Genomic DNA, 15,022 nt, shown 5'->3' on the forward strand with positions numbered 1-15,022 from the left:
AGAGTAATGAGCGACGACCCTGGCAGTACCAGCGGCCCGGCCCACCGAACCTGGTGGGATCGACTGGGCCACATGTTTTCCGGCGAGCCACGCAACCGCGACGAATTGATCGAGGAACTGCGTTCCGCCCAGACCAACGGGCTGCTGTCCGTGAACACCCTCACCATGGTCGAGGGTGCGATCAAGGTCACCGAACTGAGCGTGGACGATGTGATGGTGCCGCGCGCACAGATCGTCATGCTGGCCGCCGAATCGCCGCTGCCGGACATTCTCGCCGCGGTTGTCGAATCCGGCCACTCGCGCTTCCCGGTTCACGGCGAAGACAAGGACGAAATCCTCGGTGTGCTGCTGGCCAAGGACCTGTTGAAGTATTTCGGCGCCGCCGAACATTTCGACATTCGCTCCATCATGCGCCCGGCCGTGCTGATTCCCGAGTCGATGCGACTGAACGTGTTGCTGGAAGAGTTCCGCCTGACGCGCAATCACATGGCCCTGGTGGTCAACGAATATGGTGGCGTCGCCGGATTGATCACGATCGAGGACGTGCTCGAGGAAATCGTCGGCGAGATCGACGACGAACACGATGACGAGGAAGAGCCCGAGCTGATGCACGAGCAGCCCGACGGCAACTGGCTGGTCAGCGCACTGACCCCGATCGAGGACTTCAACGAACACACCGGCGCCGAATTCCCCGACGAGGAATACGACACCGTGGGCGGCATGGTCACCTCCGAATTCGGCCATCTGCCTGAGGTCGGCGAGGAAGTCGCCATCGGTGACTTCCTGTTCCATGTCACCCATGCCGACGACCGTCGCGTGCAAGGCTTCCGCGTGGTGCGCCAGCCCACATGACGACTGCCCACTGGCCAATGGGCCGCGTTCGCCTGTACGCCCTGGTCTTGCTGGCGGGACTGTGTGCCCTGCTCGCGCCGGCGCACGCCAGCGTTGCCAATGCGCCGGGTGCCAACCTTGAGGTGTCGCTGATCACCTACGGCCCGGGCGAGACCTATTGGGAGCGTTTCGGTCACGACGCCATCGAGGTGCGCGACACGGTGTCCGGTGAGGCGATCAGCTTCAACTATGGCGTGTTCGACTTCAACGAGGCGAACTTCTTCGTCAATTTCGCCCGCGGCCGCATGCACTATCTGATGGATGCGGCACCGACCAGCCTGGACGAAAGCTATTACGTCGAAGCCGGCCGCTCGATCACCCGCCAGCCGCTGGCGCTCAATGCCGATCAGGCCACCGCGCTGCGCGACTTCCTGCTGTGGAACCTGCGCCCGGAAAACGCCGGTTACAACTACGACTACTACGCGGACAACTGCACCACGCGCGTGCGCGATGCGCTGAACCAGGCGCTGGGCGGCGTGCTGTCCACGCAAATGACATCCCGCGCCGGGGGCATGACCTATCGCCAACAAACCGATCGCCTGATGAGTGCCCAGCCCTGGCTGATGCTGGTGCTGGACCTTGGGCTGGGTCCGTATGCCGACCAGCCACTGAATGCCTGGCAGGAAAGCTTCCTGCCCGAAGTGCTGCAGACGCAACTGCGCCAGGTTCAACTGGCCGATGGCCACGGCGGCATGCGCCCGCTGGTGCTCAGCGAACAGCTGGTGTCCGCGAACCGGCTGGAAGTACCGCCGCCCACAGCGCCCGATCTGCGCCTGCCACTCGCGTTTTCAGGATTGCTGTTTGCCGCGCTGATCCTGCTGGCACGCCGTCATTGGCCGACCGGTTACGCACTGCTCGGCACGGTTTATCTTGTTGCCGCGGGTCTGGTCGGCATCGTCCTGCTGGCGCTGTGGACGCTGACCACCCATCACTCGGCGTGGGCCAATGCCAACCTGTTGCTGTTCAATCCGCTGGCGTGGCTGCTGCTGCCGACGCTATGGCGCGCCCGCCGTGGCCTTGCCGCCTCGCGCTTCATCGACGGCGTGATCGCCATCCAGCTGCTGGCTTGCATGATCGCGCTGCTGCTGCATCTGCTGCCCGGTACCGTGCAGCAGAACCAGCCGTGGCTGCTGTTCGCGCTGCCGATCTGGCTGGTGCTGGCATGGAGCCTGCGCCGCGCGCGCTGATTCGCGTTGCCCCGCCCGCGGGCGCGGGGCATCATGCGTTGCATGAACCCCATTTTGTCCGCACCAGACTCCACCTTGCCCGGTGACCAGCCGATGGTGGTCAACTGCATCGCCTATCGGAAGGATGGCAGTCGCGTCGGCGATATCACGCTTGATGCCATCAGCGACGTGCTGGCCGAACCGGACACTTTCGTCTGGGTCGGCCTGCACGAACCGGACGAAGCCACGCTGCAGAAGATCCAGCAGGAATTCGGCCTGCACGACCTGGCCATCGAAGACGCGCACGCCGCGCATCAGCGCACCAAGATCGAGGCCTACGGCGACTCGCTGTTCCTGGTGGTGCAGACCGCCCAGTTGATCGATGGCCAGCTGGCCTTCGGCGAGACACACATCTTCTTCGGCCCGCGTTACCTGGTCACCGTGCGGCATGGCGCTTCGCTGTCATACGCACCGGCGCGACGCACCTGCGAACACACTCCGAATCTTCTGGCAAACGGGCCCAGCTACGCGCTTTACGGCGTGCTCGACTTCATCGTCGACAACTTGTTGCCGATCGTGCGTGACTTCCGGGAAGAGGTGCAGAAACTCGAACACGATATCTTCGGCGAGACCTTCAAGAGCAGCACCATCCGCCGGTTGTACGACATGCAGCGCGACCTGATGACCCTCCGGCTGGCCGTGGCTCCTCTGCAGGACATCGTCCAGCAGCTTGTCCGGCTTCACCCGAACCTGATCCCGGAAGAACTGCGTGCCTACTTCCGCGACGTCTACGACCATGCGTTCCGTGTCAACGAGGCGATCAGCGCCATGCGCGAGATGCTCACCGCCGCGATCAACGTCAACCTGTCGCTGGTCAGCCTGCGCCAGAACGAAGTGATGAAGAAACTGGCCGGCTGGGCCGCGATGCTGGCCGCCCCCACCCTGCTCACCAGCTGGTACGGCATGAACTTCACCCACATGCCCGAACTCAGCCAGCCCTGGGCCTACCCGGTGATGATCGTGGTGATGGCCAGCATCGTCGGCGGCATCTTCATCGGGCTGAAGCGCGCGCGCTGGTTGTAGTGCCGCGCTCCGACAGGCGGTTGTCGACACGGTAAGGAACCGTCAACATGACGACTGCTTCCATCCTGCCTGCCGTGACCGAATGAACGACGCCGCCAGCCGCATTCCCGCCGACGCCAGCGCCCCGGTGGAAACCCTTTACGAAGGCCGCTGGCTGAGTCTGCGCAAACGCGGCCGCTGGGAGTACGCCGAGCGCAACAACCCCGGCGGCGCGGTGATCATCGTGGCGGTGACGCCCGAAGACAAGGTGCTCTTCGTCGAGCAATACCGCGTGTCGATCTTGCAGAACACCATCGAGATGCCTGCAGGTCTGGTCGGCGATCTGCCCGGGCAGCTCGACGAAAGCGTCCTGCTGGCGGCACAACGCGAACTGGAAGAAGAAACCGGCTACCGCTGCGAGCGGGTCGAATTCATCCACCAGGGGCCATCCTCGTCCGGCATGAGTACCGAAATGATCGCTTTCGCACGGGCCTGGGATCTGCAGAAAACAGGGCCCGGCGGCGGCGACGAAAGCGAGAACATCGTGGTGCACGAAGTCCCGCGCAGCGAAGCCGGCGCGTGGCTGTTCGCCCGCGCGGCGGAAGGCTATTCGATCGACCCCAAACTGTTCGCGGGACTCTGGTTCATCGAGCACGCACGGCCATAGTCGTCCGCGCGGGTTGTCGTCCAGCCCCCGGTTGAAGGGCCGCTGACCCGGGACGGTTCGCAAGGCGGCGTCCGAAACGCCATAGGGTGGGCGTCCGCACCGACAGGCATTCGCATCCGGTAGCCGAACGGTGCGGGTACGGCATTTTGGCGGGCCAACCCTAAAGTTCCTGCCCTGCCGGCCGATCAGAGTCGTACCCACATCAAAACATCCGGGACGACTTCGACCTATGAAAACCATGCTTCTAGCCTCTCTCCTGCTGCTGGCACCCGTTGCCGTGCACGCCGAATGCAACGTCAAGGATTTTGCGATCACCGATTTCAAGCCGGGCGTGGGGAACGGTGCAGGCAGCCGCCTCGTCCTGCGTGGTGAACTGGTGAACAACTGCGCCGCCGCTTCGGCAGCCCAGATCCGCATCGAGATCAAGGACGACGCCGGCAAAGTCATCCAGACCAAGCAGGCCTGGCCTGCAGGCACCTCCAACATCACTCCGGGAGAGACCGTTCACTTCGATCTGGGCCGGCTTTTCCGCTACCAGGCGGGCATGGCGAGCTTCACTGCCAGCGTGGTGGACGTTCGGTCCTGGTGAGGCGAGCAAACCCAGACAGCAAAAAGGCTCCGAAAGGAGCCTTTTTGCTGTCTGGCTGAACCAGCGTGGAGATATTGCCGGACTCCCCTGTCCGCCTCCACTGCGCGACGCGTCCCGTGCGAAACCGCTCGCTCAGTGCAGCACGAACAACTTGTCGAAACCGGCTACCCGCAGCGTGCCACGCAACGCGCTTCCCGCGTTGACAATGCGGATGTCGGCACGATCCGCACCGGCGTGCTCACGCAACAGCAACAACATGCCGAGCGCCGAGCTGTCCATGCTCGTGACCTCCCCCAAGTCAATGAGATAACTCCGCGCCGCCGTACCCTCGCCCAGACAGGCCTCGTGGAAGTCCCGATGGACGCTGAAGTCGAACCGTTCGCCCAGTTGAAGGGTCAGGCAATCTTGTTCGCTGTCGTGATGAACGATCATGGTGTGTTCCTTCAAAAAAGTTCGATTTCGCCGGCATCCATCGTGCTTTGCAACGCCGGGCCGCGTGAGCGCAATCGCGCCTTCTCGCGCTGGACGGCGAGGCGACTGCGCACGCGCTGGGCGTGCATTTCCAGCGCCTCGGCCTCCAGCGGGGCGCAGGCCAGTTCCTCGATGTCACGGGTACATTCCGCTGTCACTTCCTGAAGCTCGACCAGTCGCGTCCGCGTCTGGGTGATCAACTGACTCAGGATGTCCTCGAACTGCAGCGAACGGATGGTGGTGGATACATCGCTGCCCAGGCCGCGATTGATCTCCACCACCTGATCGGCGACCGCGCTGGTACGGGCGTCGCTCTCGGTCACGTGGGCCATCATCGCGTCGATGCCGCCCTTGGCCGAGAGCGCCACGTTGAGATCCTGTGAGGCCATCGCACCCACCAGACCACGCAACTGCCCCATCGCGGTACGGGCACGCTCGACATGGCTGCCGATCTGTTCGTTGAACTGATTGGAATGGCTGGCCAGGTTGCGGATTTCGCCCGCCACCACGGCAAATCCGCGACCGGACTCGCCCGCGCGCGCGGCCTCGATGGCGGCATTCAACGCCAGCAGATTGGTTTCCTCGGCAATCGTGTTGACGTTTTTCAACAGTCCGAATACCGCATCCATTTCCTTCGCCATGCCGTCAATCCGGTAGACGATGCGCAGGCTCTCGCGCGACATCTGCACGATCATACCGACGAAGTGTTCCAGCAGGTCGCCGGTACGGGCAGCGAAGTCCTGAATCGAGACGTCACCATCTTTGACCTCGATGATCTGCTTCAGCAGCGATTGCTGCATCGCGGTTTTGCTGGAAAGCCCGTCGAACCCCCCGCCGAGTTCCAGCACCGCGTCACGCAGCAGATCCAGACCCTGATGCAGTTCGCGGGTGGCGTGGCCGAGCTCATCCACCAGCGCGCCCCGGACATCTTCCAGCGCCTCACGCACGGGCACGACGTGGCCGGGCACGACCGATGGCGCAACCGGCACGGCACGTTGCCGCGTCTCGACCAACCACGCCACGGTCAGCGCCAGCACGAGCAAGGGTGTCATCCACGAGGGATGCCACAGCAGCGACACCAGCAAGGCCAGCACGCTGGCCACGCCACCAACGACGGGAAGCCGGGCCGGGAACAAGGAAGTGAAAGTCATGACGTGATACCTGGGCTCAGCCGCTTGCAGCGACGGCGTGGGGTTGACGCGCCAACGCGAGCAGGCGCGAAGCGATATGGTCGAGCGGGTGCATTTCATTGGCCGCGCCAAGTTTCCATGCGGAACCCGGCATGCCCCAGACCACCGAGCTCGACTCGTCCTGGACCAGTGTCGCGGCGCCAGACTGTCGCAACTCAAGCAGGCCACGGGCGCCATCGTCGCCCATGCCGGTCAGCAGCACGCCGATGGTCGACGCGCCGGCGCTCGCGGCCATGGAGCGAAAAAGCACATCGACGCTGGGCTTGTGCCGATTCACCGGCGGACCGTCGTGCAGACGGCAGACATACCTGGCGCCATCCCACATCACCAGCAGATGGTGACTGCCCGGAGCGATGTAGACGTGCCCGGACTGGATCGGCTGTCCGTCGCGCGCCTCACACACTCGCATCGCCGAGCAGCGATCCATCCGTGCGGCAAACGGGCCACTGAAAGCGGCGGGAATATGCTGTGCCACCAGGATCGGCGGCGCATCGGGCGGCATGGACTCCAGCACCACACGCACCGCTTCCGTGCCACCGGTGGAAGCACCCATGACGATGATCGGGCTGCCGCCCCGGCTGCCGGCCGCTTGTGCGCGCGGCAGGACGGCGTCGGCGGAAAGCCGCGGCGCCACGTCCAGTTTTCGTACCGTGGTTCGGGCGCGTGGCTTCGTGCGCGCGGCCAGCTTCACCTTCTCGCAGATTTCCATCGCGCTTTCGGAGAAGCTGGTGGCCAGGTCGTGTTCGGGCTTGGCAAAGAAATCCACGGCGCCCATTTCCAGCGCGCGCAAAGTCACTTCGGCTCCCTCGACGGTCAGCGACGAGACCATCACCACCGGAATCGGCCGCAGCCGCATCAGGTTTTCCAGGAACGTGATGCCGTCCATGCGGGGCATCTCGACATCCAGGGTCAGGACATCCGGGTTGAGCTGCTTGATCTTCTCGCGCGCGATGAAGGGATCGGCCGCGGTGCCGACGACTTCGATGGCCGGATCGCAGGCAAGCATCGTCGACATCAGCTTGCGCACCAATGCGGAATCATCGACCACCAGAACGCGCACTCTTTCCATTGCTGCTCAACTCACCTTGGCATGACGCGGGAAGCCCGCTTGTACGGGATGCTGCCGATCGAGCTAGAAAAGCTCGACCTCACCTGTTATCGGATCATTTGCCAATCGCTTGAGGTAAACGCGCTCCTCGGCCACCAGCTTCAGGTCGTCGTTGCGATGCAGCAGCCGCACGCGGGCGCGACCGCTGTGCGGAAAGAACTGGACCTGGCGCGGATAGACATCGCCCAGATCAGAGGCCACCAGCGCGAGATTCTCGGTGGCCAGATAGCGCTTCACGAATTCGATGTTGCGCTGACCGACATCGCTCATCTGCTTGAGCACGCGGCCACCGCCAAACACCTTCACGCGCATGTCGCTCCGCTGGCCGCCGGCCTTGAGGATCGCGTTGATCAGTTGTTCCATGGCGTCGCTGCCGTAGCGCGCGGCGCGGCCTGCCGTGGCCGACCAGCCGTCGCGCTCACCCATCGGCTCGGGCAGCATGAAGTGGTTCATGCCACCGATACCGCAACGCACATCATGGATGCACGCCGACACGCAGGAGCCCAGTACCGTGCTGATCATTTCCTCGCGGTCGCTGACGTAGAACTCACCCGGCAGGACCTTGACCGTCATGCAGGCATGAGCGGGATCCCAGAACCGGCGCAGATGCTCGAAACCCGGTGGCGACGGCGTGACCGCGGGCGTCACCCGGCGTTCGAGAATGCGGCCATCCATCAACGGCGCTTCCGGTAGACGGTACGTCCGATAAGCTCAAAATCGTCATTGATGCCGTGCAATGACTCGCTGTGCCCCAGAAACAGGTAGCCGCCTGCCGGCAGCAGGCGCGCGTACCGGGCGAACAATCGATGCTTGGTCGGCTGGTCGAAATAGATCACCACGTTGCGGCAGAAAATCGCGTCGAACGACCCGGTCATGGGCCAGTCGTGCAGAAGGTTCAGCGGCTGGATGGTGACGCGCTCGCGCAGATCAGGGTGCACGCTGGCCAGGCCCTGGTAGTCACCCTCCCCGCGCAACAGCCAGCGTCGACGGCGCCCTTCGCTGATGCCGCCAAGTCGGTCCAGTGCATAAACGCCCCGGCGCGCGACTTCCAGCGCCTGCGGCGAAAGGTCGGTGGCCAGGATTTTCGCATCCAGACCGTCAGCGCCGTGGGCCTGCAGGGCTTCCGCAAGCACCATCGCCAGCGCATAGGGTTCCTCGCCCGTCGAACAACCCGCCGACCACAGACGCAGCCGGCCGCCGGCGGCCTTTTTCTCGGCGATCCAGCGCGGCAGCAGTTCCTCCTCGAGCAGATCGTAGTGATGCACCTCGCGGAAGAACGAGGTGACATTGGTACTGATGACGCTGGCCAGCTCACCCAACTCGCCTTGCGGGTCGCGACGCAACAACTCGCAATAGCTGCTGAACTGCTTCATACCCAGGGCGCGCAGGCGGCGCAACAATCGACCCTGGACCAGCTGTCGTTTGTGCTCACCCAGCGAGATCCCGCAATGCTCAAGCACGAAGCTGCGCAGAAACTGGAACTCGGCATCACCCAAGCGTGGTCCATGGCCTGCCACCAGACCGGCATCCGCCACCAGCGCGTTGGGCGACGCATTCATCTCAGAACTCCTTCCAGACACCCGACACGGCCGCCTGCACCTCGGCGACCGGACGCGGCTGCGGCGCATTGCGCACAGCGGCGAACACTGCCTCGGTCTCGACCGCCACGCTGCGTGCGCGGCCGGCCACCGGTGCCGGCTCGGCGGTCGCATCATCAGACTGACGGAAGAAGCCCACCTGATGAGTCAGCTCACGCGCCTGTTCCTGCATCGCGCGAGCCGCGGCCGAAGCCTCTTCCACCAGGGCAGCGTTCTGCTGGGTCATTTCATCCATCTGCATCACGGCGTTGTTGACCTGGTCGATGCCGGCGGACTGTTCCTGACTGGCCGCCGCGATCTCCGCCACGATGTCGGTGACCTTCTTGACGCTTTCGACGATCTCCGACAGCGCCTTGCCTGACTCGCTGACCAGCAGCGAACCGTTGCGCACCTTCTCCTCGCTGTTGGCGATCAGATCCTTGATCTCCTTGGCTGCCCCTGCGCTGCGCTGGGCCAGGCTGCGCACCTCGGTGGCCACCACTGCAAACCCGCGACCCTGTTCACCGGCTCGGGCCGCTTCGACGGCGGCGTTCAGCGCCAGCAGGTTGGTCTGGAAGGCGATCTCCTGGATCAGGCCCACGATGTCACCGATCTTGCGGCTGGAGGCATCGATTTCATGCATGGCCAGCACGGCCCGACCAGCCACTTCACCACCGCGTTCGGCCTGTTCGCGGGCACCGCGAGCGAGCTGGTTGGCGTGGCTGGCATTCTCCGCATTCTGCTTGACGGTGGAGGTCATTTCTTCCATCGAGGAAGCGGTTTCCTCCAGGCTGGAAGCCTGTTCCTGGGTACGCTGGCTGAGGTCGTCATTGCCGCGGGCAATCTGCTGTGCCGCCGTGCTCACCGCATCCGAACCCTGGCGCACTTCTCCCACGATGGCGCTCAGGCGCTCGTCCATCTGGCGGAAGGCATGCAGCAACCGGCCCAGTTCGTCCTTGCTCTTCACCTTGATGTCGTGCCCCAGACGGCCGTCGGCAATTTCATTGGCGATATTCACCGCAAGGCGCAGCGTGCCGGTCACCGAACGGATAAGCAGGGCTGCCACGGTCAGGGCCAGCAACAGACCGACAAGCAAGGAAACCAGAGTCAGCACCCGCACGAAGTTGTAGCGCTTCACCTGGGCGTCGTAGATCTGCCGCGCATTGTCGCGTTGCGCCTGCATGATCTTCTGCATCACCGACTGGCGTTCCAGCATCAACGGGCGCACCTGCATTTCCAGCAGGTCGGGCGCGCTCTCATCCTTTTCGTTGAGCGCCTGGAACAATTCGTCACTGCCCTCGGTCAGGTCTTTTTCGGTCGACGTCCATTGTCCATAGAGCTTGCTGATCTCCGGGCTCTTCCTGGCCGCCGCCAGCTCCTTGGCCAGACCGGCAATCGTGGTTTGCGAGTCCTGGAAGTCCTTCACCTTCTGCTTCATCTTGTCCGGCTCGGTCATCAGCGCGGACGCCTCGCCGAGCGCGATGTAGGACAGCAGCGATTGCTGCATCAGCCTTGCCTCGATGGTGGCTGGCACCATCTGGTCCTCGTAGATGTGCTCAGTGCCCTTGTTCTGCATCTGCATGCTGCCAAGGCCAAGCGCCGCACCGGCGATCAGCATGATGCAGAGCAGACCCAGTACGCCGATCAGGCGAACCTTCACGCTCAAGCTCGGCAAGGTGGTGATACGCGACATGAATTTCTCGATTTTCATCAGTGATCCCCTGGTTCAGGCAGCAACTTCGACGTCCTGAACGTCCGTCAGAGCGGCATCCAGTGTTTCCACATCCTCTGGGCGCATCAGCTTCTCGACATCGAGAAGCATGACCATGCGTTCGACATGGGTGGCCAGCCCTTTCAGATATCGCGTATCCACGATCGCGCCCATGTCCGGCACGGGCTTCACCGCCGCCGGGTCGATGTCCACGACATCCGATACCGCGTCCACCACGATTCCGAACAGCCGCTCGGCCACGGCGACGATGATGACCACCGTGCTCTCGGCGTAGGTCTCGCGCTCCAGGCCGAAGCGCAGTCGCAAATCCATGATCGGCACGATCGCGCCGCGCAGGTTCAGCACACCCAGCACATACGCCGGCGTCTGCGGGATGCGGGTGACCCGCGACCAGCCGCGGATCTCGCGCACTGACAGGATATCGACGCCGTATTCCTCGCCCGCCAGATTGAACGTCAGTTGCTGCGTGGTCGGTGCCGCGCCATCGGTGTTTTCGTGCATGAGCTTGCTACCTTGTGATGGGCGATTGCGGTCGCCCTGCCGCCATCACTTGTGTCGGCACGGCGACAGGAAACTTGAGCGGAATGCGGACGCCGCCGCTGCTGCCGTGCCGTGCGAAAGACAGGCGCGCCCCCATCGGGCCTGGCAGACGAGCGCCCGGCGGGGACCGCGAAATGGAGAATCAGAACTCGGTCCAGGCGCCGGCGGCCACCGCGCGTCGCGGTGCCGGTTCGGCGGCACGAGCCACCGTCTTGCGCGGCAGCTCCACCACGCGTGCCAATTCCGGCGCCGCGACGGGCGCTTGCGTATCGGATGGCGCGTCGCCCATCTGGAAGAACTTCATCTGTCGCTGCAGTTCAAGCGCCTGCTCCTGCATCGCCCGCGCGGCGGCGGCGGCTTCCTCGACCAGCGCCGCGTTCTGCTGGGTGACCTCGTCCATCTGCATCACGGCGCGGTTGACCTGGTCGATGCCGGCGGACTGCTCGTGGCTGGCCGCGGCGATCTCGGCCACGATGTCGGTGACTTTCTTGACGCTCTCCACGATGCCGGTCAGCGCCGCACCGGACTGGTCCACCAGCGCGCTGCCGGCCTGCACCCGCCGCACGCTCTCGTTGATCAACCCCTTGATCTCCTTCGCCGCCGCCGCGCTGCGCTGGGACAGGCTGCGCACCTCGCCGGCCACGACGGCGAAGCCGCGGCCCTGCTCGCCGGCACGCGCAGCTTCCACCGCGGCATTGAGCGACAACAGGTTGGTCTGGAATGCGATCTCGTCGATCAGCCCCACGATGTCGGCGATCTTGCGGCTGGAAGCGTTGATCTCGCCCATCGCCGCCACCGCCTGCGCGGCCACCTCGCCACCCCGCTCGGCCTGCTCTCGCGCGCCGCTGGCAAGCTTATTGGCGTGGCTGGCGTTCTCCGCGTTCTGCTTCACGGTGGAGGTCATCTCCTCCATTGAGGCGGCGGTTTCCTCCAGGCTGGATGCCTGCTCCTGCGTGCGCTGGCTGAGGTCGTCGTTGCCCTTGGCGATTTGCTGCGCTGCGCTGCTCACCCCTTGCGACCCGTGCTGCACCTCGCCGACGATGTCGATCAGCCGGTCGCGCATGCGCACCAACTCGGCCAGCAGGCTGCCGGTGGCAAACGCCTTGCCATCGGCAACCTTGCTCAGGTCGCCGTTGGCGATGCGCGTGGCCATGGCTACCGCGAAACCCGGCTCGCCGCCGATGCTGCGGCGGATGCTGCGCATCGACAACCACACCAGCGCGATCACCAGCAACGCCAGCAATCCCGCCTTGCCCAGGTTCAGCGCCAGGCTCTGACGGAACTGCGCATCGATATCGTCGAAATAGGCGCCGGCGCCGAAGTGCATGTCCCACGGCTGGAAGCGCTCGGAGTAGGTCACCTTGCCCACGATCTTCTTGCTGCTGGGCTTGAGCCAGTCGTAATAGGTCAGCCCGCCGCCGTCCTTCGTGTCGATGGCATGCATCGCCTGGAAGATCGGCTTGCCGTTCTGGTCGGTCATGTCACGCACGCTGGTCCCGAGCTTGTCCCGCATCACCGGATGCAAGGCCAACGTGTACTTGTCGTCGAATGCGAAGACGTAGCCGGCACCCTTGTTCCACTGCATGTCGTGGATCTGGGCGAGCGCGCGCTTCTGTGCCTCCGCCTCGCTGAACTCGCCCTTGCCCGCGCGCTCGTGGAAAGCGGCGGCCACCGACACGGCCGACTCGATCTGGCTGCGCAACAGGCTTTGGAGTCCGTCCATCTGATCGGCGCGATCTTGCAGCGCATTCATTACGGTGAGGCCGAACAGACCCAACACGACCACCGACACGACCAGCACCAGCCTTGCGTTCAGGCTGAGCCGATCAAAGAAACCGCGTATCGCCGACAACATCTCGAATACCTCGAAGAGAAGGCCCGCCGGCCACCATGACCGCGCGGGGCGGCGCGCACAGGCGCCGTAACGCTCGCCGGCGAACACATCCCGGTTCGTCGACACTTTTCAAGAAGCACGCGGGGCCTTCGCCGCGGCTGCAACGTTCATGCTGCCTTGTTGCGCTGCTGGCCCAGTCGAACCACCCCGCTCACGTCGACGATGAGCGCTACCGAGCCATCGCTGAGAATGGTCGCGCCGGAAATTCCCTGCACGCGCTGGTAATGCGCTTCCAGTGATTTGACGACGGCCTGCTGCTGGCCGAGCAGGTCGTCCACCAGCAGGCCCACGCGTCGTCCTTCCTCCTCGACCACGACCACGATGCCGCGCTCGACGTCGGTAATGGCATCGCTGCAGCCAAACGAACGGTGCAGGCGCATGATCGGCAGGTAAGCGTCGCGGAAGTGGAACACCTCTCCGCCGCCGGCAATCTTGCGCACCATCTCCGGCCGCAGTCGCAACGACTCGATGATGGAGATCAGGGGCACGATGTAACGCTCGCCACCGACCACCGTGACCAGGCCGTCAATGATCGCCAGAGTCAGCGGCAACGCGATGGTGAACACGCTGCCCTTGCCGGCCTGGCTGCGCACGCCGACGCTGCCACCCAGATCGCGCACATTGCGACGCACCACATCCATGCCCACGCCTCGGCCGGACAGATCGGTGGCCTGGGCCGCGGTTGAAAAGCCCGGTTGGAAGATCAGCTCGGCGACTTCGGCGTCGTCGAGTTCCTGGCCGGCACGGATCAGACCGCGCTGCTCCGCCTTGTTGACGATGGCGGCGCGGTTGAGGCCGGCGCCGTCGTCGCTGATCTGCACCACGATGTTGCCACCCTCGTGATACGCGTCCAGCCGCAGTGTGCCGGCTTCCGGTTTGCCTGCCGCACGGCGCGTTTCGGGCGTTTCCAGTCCGTGATCGATGGCGTTGCGCACCAGATGCACCAGCGGATCGCCGATTTTTTCCAGCACTGTCTTGTCCAGTTCGGTCTGCTCGCCGTGCAGTTCCAGCCTGACCTGCTTTCCCAGCTTGTGCTCCAGATCGCGGACCAGCCGTGGAAAGCGGTTGAAGACCGAGCCGATCGGCAGCATGCGAATGCGCATCACCGCTTCCTGCAGCTCCCGCGTATTGCGCTCCAGTTGCACCAGTCCGTCGCGCAACCGCTCCAGTTGCGAAGGTTCGAAGTGCTCGCCGATGTCACTGAGCATCGATTGGGTGATCACCAACTCACCCAGCATGTTGATCAGGGCATCGACCTTGTCGATGCCCACGCGAATCGAGCCGCCTTCGCCGGGCGACACGGCCGCCTCACGCGGAGCGCGCGGACTCGGCGCTGGCACGAAGCCGGCGGCATTGGCCGGCGCGACGACAGCCGCGGGTGTTTCGGCCGACTTCGCGGGCGTTGTGGCAACCACCGCGATGGGCTCGATCGACAGCTCGCAATCACCGTCCAGCCAATCGAATACGCCGTCGACGTCCGGTCGGGCAATCGCGCCGTGCAGGCTCAATTCCCAGCCCAGGTGGCATTGACCGGGATCCAGTTCGGCCAACCGCGCGGGGGCCGCCTCCACCACGAAAGCGCGCACGACCTCCAGCCGGCCAAGCTGCTGCAGTTCGCGAAACACCCGCAGCGGGTCGTTGCCGGTCTGCAGCAGGTGCGGCAAGGCCACGAAGCGGATATGCCATCCCGCCACCCCATCCGTCTGCGCTTGCCCGGCGCCGGGCGCGGCGGCCGCCCTGCCGCTGACCAGACGCTCCAGTTCCACGCGCAAGGCCTCGGTATCCGCATCGGCCACCGGCTGCCCCCGGGCGGACCGGGCAAGCATGGCGCGCAACCCGTCCACCGAGCGCAACAGCACGTCGATCAAGGTATCGTCCACCGCGCGACGCTCGCTGCGCACCTCTTCCAGCAGGGACTCCGCCACATGGGTGAATGCCGCGACATCGGCAAAGCCGAAGGTCGCCGCGCCGCCCTTGATGGAGTGCGCGGCGCGGAAGATGGTGTGCACCAGCTCGGCATCGGTCGAGCCCGAATCCAGCGCCAGCAAAGCGGCTTCCATCGCATCAAGCCCCTCCAGGCTTTCCTCGAAGAAGGTCTTGTGGAATTGAGTCAGGTCGACGGTGCTCATCGGTGC

General features: G+C 64.5%; 14 protein-coding genes. 5 read left to right on the forward strand and 9 right to left on the reverse strand.

Features of this window, described 5'->3' with window-relative positions; all coding sequences use genetic code 11:
* Window positions 1-6: 6 nt before the first annotated feature.
* The 5 genes from ACVWWQ_RS05475 to ACVWWQ_RS05495 all read left to right on the forward strand — a co-directional run bounded on the left by ACVWWQ_RS05475 (window position 7) and on the right by ACVWWQ_RS05495 (window position 4,375).
* A complete protein-coding gene (locus tag ACVWWQ_RS05475) occupies window positions 7-852 on the forward strand; it encodes a transporter associated domain-containing protein (RefSeq protein ID WP_133951053.1) in 846 nt (281 codons plus the stop codon).
* Between the two features lie 17 nt (window positions 853-869).
* Window positions 870-2,078: a lipoprotein N-acyltransferase Lnb domain-containing protein gene (locus ACVWWQ_RS05480; protein WP_133951506.1), complete on the forward strand. Its 1,209-nt coding sequence runs from the start codon at window positions 870-872 to the stop codon at window positions 2,076-2,078.
* A gap of 42 nt (window positions 2,079-2,120) precedes the next feature.
* On the forward strand, window positions 2,121-3,140 hold the full coding sequence (gene corA / locus ACVWWQ_RS05485; protein ID WP_099654190.1) for a magnesium/cobalt transporter CorA: 1,020 nt from the start codon (window positions 2,121-2,123) through the stop codon (window positions 3,138-3,140).
* Between the two features lie 82 nt (window positions 3,141-3,222).
* A complete protein-coding gene (locus ACVWWQ_RS05490; RefSeq protein ID WP_099654189.1) occupies window positions 3,223-3,786 on the forward strand; it encodes an NUDIX hydrolase in 564 nt (187 codons plus the stop codon).
* 229 nt (window positions 3,787-4,015) lie between these two features.
* A complete protein-coding gene (locus tag ACVWWQ_RS05495; RefSeq protein ID WP_099654188.1) occupies window positions 4,016-4,375 on the forward strand; it encodes an FxLYD domain-containing protein in 360 nt (119 codons plus the stop codon).
* A 132-nt stretch (window positions 4,376-4,507) separates the two neighbouring features.
* Here ACVWWQ_RS05495 and ACVWWQ_RS05500 read toward each other — a convergent pair whose 3' ends face one another.
* The 9 genes from ACVWWQ_RS05500 to ACVWWQ_RS05540 all read right to left on the reverse strand — a co-directional run bounded on the left by ACVWWQ_RS05500 (window position 4,508) and on the right by ACVWWQ_RS05540 (window position 15,016).
* Window positions 4,508-4,807, reverse strand: coding sequence for an STAS domain-containing protein (locus tag ACVWWQ_RS05500; RefSeq protein WP_099654294.1), 300 nt, complete (start codon window positions 4,805-4,807; stop codon window positions 4,508-4,510).
* 11 nt (window positions 4,808-4,818) lie between these two features.
* Window positions 4,819-5,997, reverse strand: a complete 1,179-nt coding sequence (locus ACVWWQ_RS05505; RefSeq protein ID WP_133951055.1) for a methyl-accepting chemotaxis protein — start codon at window positions 5,995-5,997, stop codon at window positions 4,819-4,821.
* A 16-nt stretch (window positions 5,998-6,013) separates the two neighbouring features.
* Window positions 6,014-7,105, reverse strand: coding sequence for a protein-glutamate methylesterase/protein-glutamine glutaminase (locus ACVWWQ_RS05510; protein ID WP_133951057.1), 1,092 nt, complete (start codon window positions 7,103-7,105; stop codon window positions 6,014-6,016).
* 63 nt (window positions 7,106-7,168) lie between these two features.
* Entirely contained in the window at window positions 7,169-7,819 is a 651-nt protein-coding gene (cheD, locus tag ACVWWQ_RS05515) for a chemoreceptor glutamine deamidase CheD (protein ID WP_133951059.1), read from the reverse strand.
* Window positions 7,819-8,703, reverse strand: a complete 885-nt coding sequence (locus ACVWWQ_RS05520; RefSeq protein ID WP_133951061.1) for a CheR family methyltransferase — start codon at window positions 8,701-8,703, stop codon at window positions 7,819-7,821. Before ACVWWQ_RS05520 ends, cheD begins: the two co-directional genes overlap by 1 nt.
* Before the next feature lies 1 nt (window position 8,704).
* Window positions 8,705-10,432 (reverse strand): methyl-accepting chemotaxis protein, encoded by a 1,728-nt coding sequence (locus ACVWWQ_RS05525; RefSeq protein WP_133951063.1) that lies wholly within the window; start codon window positions 10,430-10,432, stop codon window positions 8,705-8,707.
* A 15-nt stretch (window positions 10,433-10,447) separates the two neighbouring features.
* Window positions 10,448-10,954, reverse strand: a complete 507-nt coding sequence (locus tag ACVWWQ_RS05530; protein WP_133951065.1) for a chemotaxis protein CheW — start codon at window positions 10,952-10,954, stop codon at window positions 10,448-10,450.
* 181 nt (window positions 10,955-11,135) lie between these two features.
* Complete coding sequence (locus ACVWWQ_RS05535) at window positions 11,136-12,848, reverse strand: methyl-accepting chemotaxis protein (RefSeq protein WP_133951067.1); 1,713 nt, start codon at window positions 12,846-12,848, stop codon at window positions 11,136-11,138.
* A gap of 146 nt (window positions 12,849-12,994) precedes the next feature.
* Window positions 12,995-15,016, reverse strand: a complete 2,022-nt coding sequence (locus tag ACVWWQ_RS05540; RefSeq protein WP_133951069.1) for a chemotaxis protein CheA — start codon at window positions 15,014-15,016, stop codon at window positions 12,995-12,997.
* Between the last annotated feature and the right edge of the window lie 6 nt (window positions 15,017-15,022).

The sequence above is a fragment of the Rhodanobacter sp. TND4EL1 genome, from assembly GCF_054061035.1.

Coding starts and splice junctions, on each gene's coding strand:
- ACVWWQ_RS05495 (WP_099654188.1), top strand. CDS start 4,016: ATGAAAACCATGCTTCTAGCCTCTCTCCTGCTGCTGGCACCCGTTGCC.
- ACVWWQ_RS05540 (WP_133951069.1), bottom strand. CDS start 15,016: ATGAGCACCGTCGACCTGACTCAATTCCACAAGACCTTCTTCGAGGAA.
- ACVWWQ_RS05525 (WP_133951063.1), bottom strand. CDS start 10,432: ATGAAAATCGAGAAATTCATGTCGCGTATCACCACCTTGCCGAGCTTG.
- ACVWWQ_RS05475 (WP_133951053.1), top strand. CDS start 7: ATGAGCGACGACCCTGGCAGTACCAGCGGCCCGGCCCACCGAACCTGG.
- ACVWWQ_RS05520 (WP_133951061.1), bottom strand. CDS start 8,703: ATGAATGCGTCGCCCAACGCGCTGGTGGCGGATGCCGGTCTGGTGGCA.
- ACVWWQ_RS05500 (WP_099654294.1), bottom strand. CDS start 4,807: ATGATCGTTCATCACGACAGCGAACAAGATTGCCTGACCCTTCAACTG.
- cheD (WP_133951059.1), bottom strand. CDS start 7,819: ATGGATGGCCGCATTCTCGAACGCCGGGTGACGCCCGCGGTCACGCCG.
- ACVWWQ_RS05505 (WP_133951055.1), bottom strand. CDS start 5,997: ATGACTTTCACTTCCTTGTTCCCGGCCCGGCTTCCCGTCGTTGGTGGC.
- ACVWWQ_RS05510 (WP_133951057.1), bottom strand. CDS start 7,105: ATGGAAAGAGTGCGCGTTCTGGTGGTCGATGATTCCGCATTGGTGCGC.
- ACVWWQ_RS05480 (WP_133951506.1), top strand. CDS start 870: ATGGGCCGCGTTCGCCTGTACGCCCTGGTCTTGCTGGCGGGACTGTGT.
- ACVWWQ_RS05490 (WP_099654189.1), top strand. CDS start 3,223: ATGAACGACGCCGCCAGCCGCATTCCCGCCGACGCCAGCGCCCCGGTG.
- corA (WP_099654190.1), top strand. CDS start 2,121: ATGAACCCCATTTTGTCCGCACCAGACTCCACCTTGCCCGGTGACCAG.
- ACVWWQ_RS05530 (WP_133951065.1), bottom strand. CDS start 10,954: ATGCACGAAAACACCGATGGCGCGGCACCGACCACGCAGCAACTGACG.
- ACVWWQ_RS05535 (WP_133951067.1), bottom strand. CDS start 12,848: ATGTTGTCGGCGATACGCGGTTTCTTTGATCGGCTCAGCCTGAACGCA.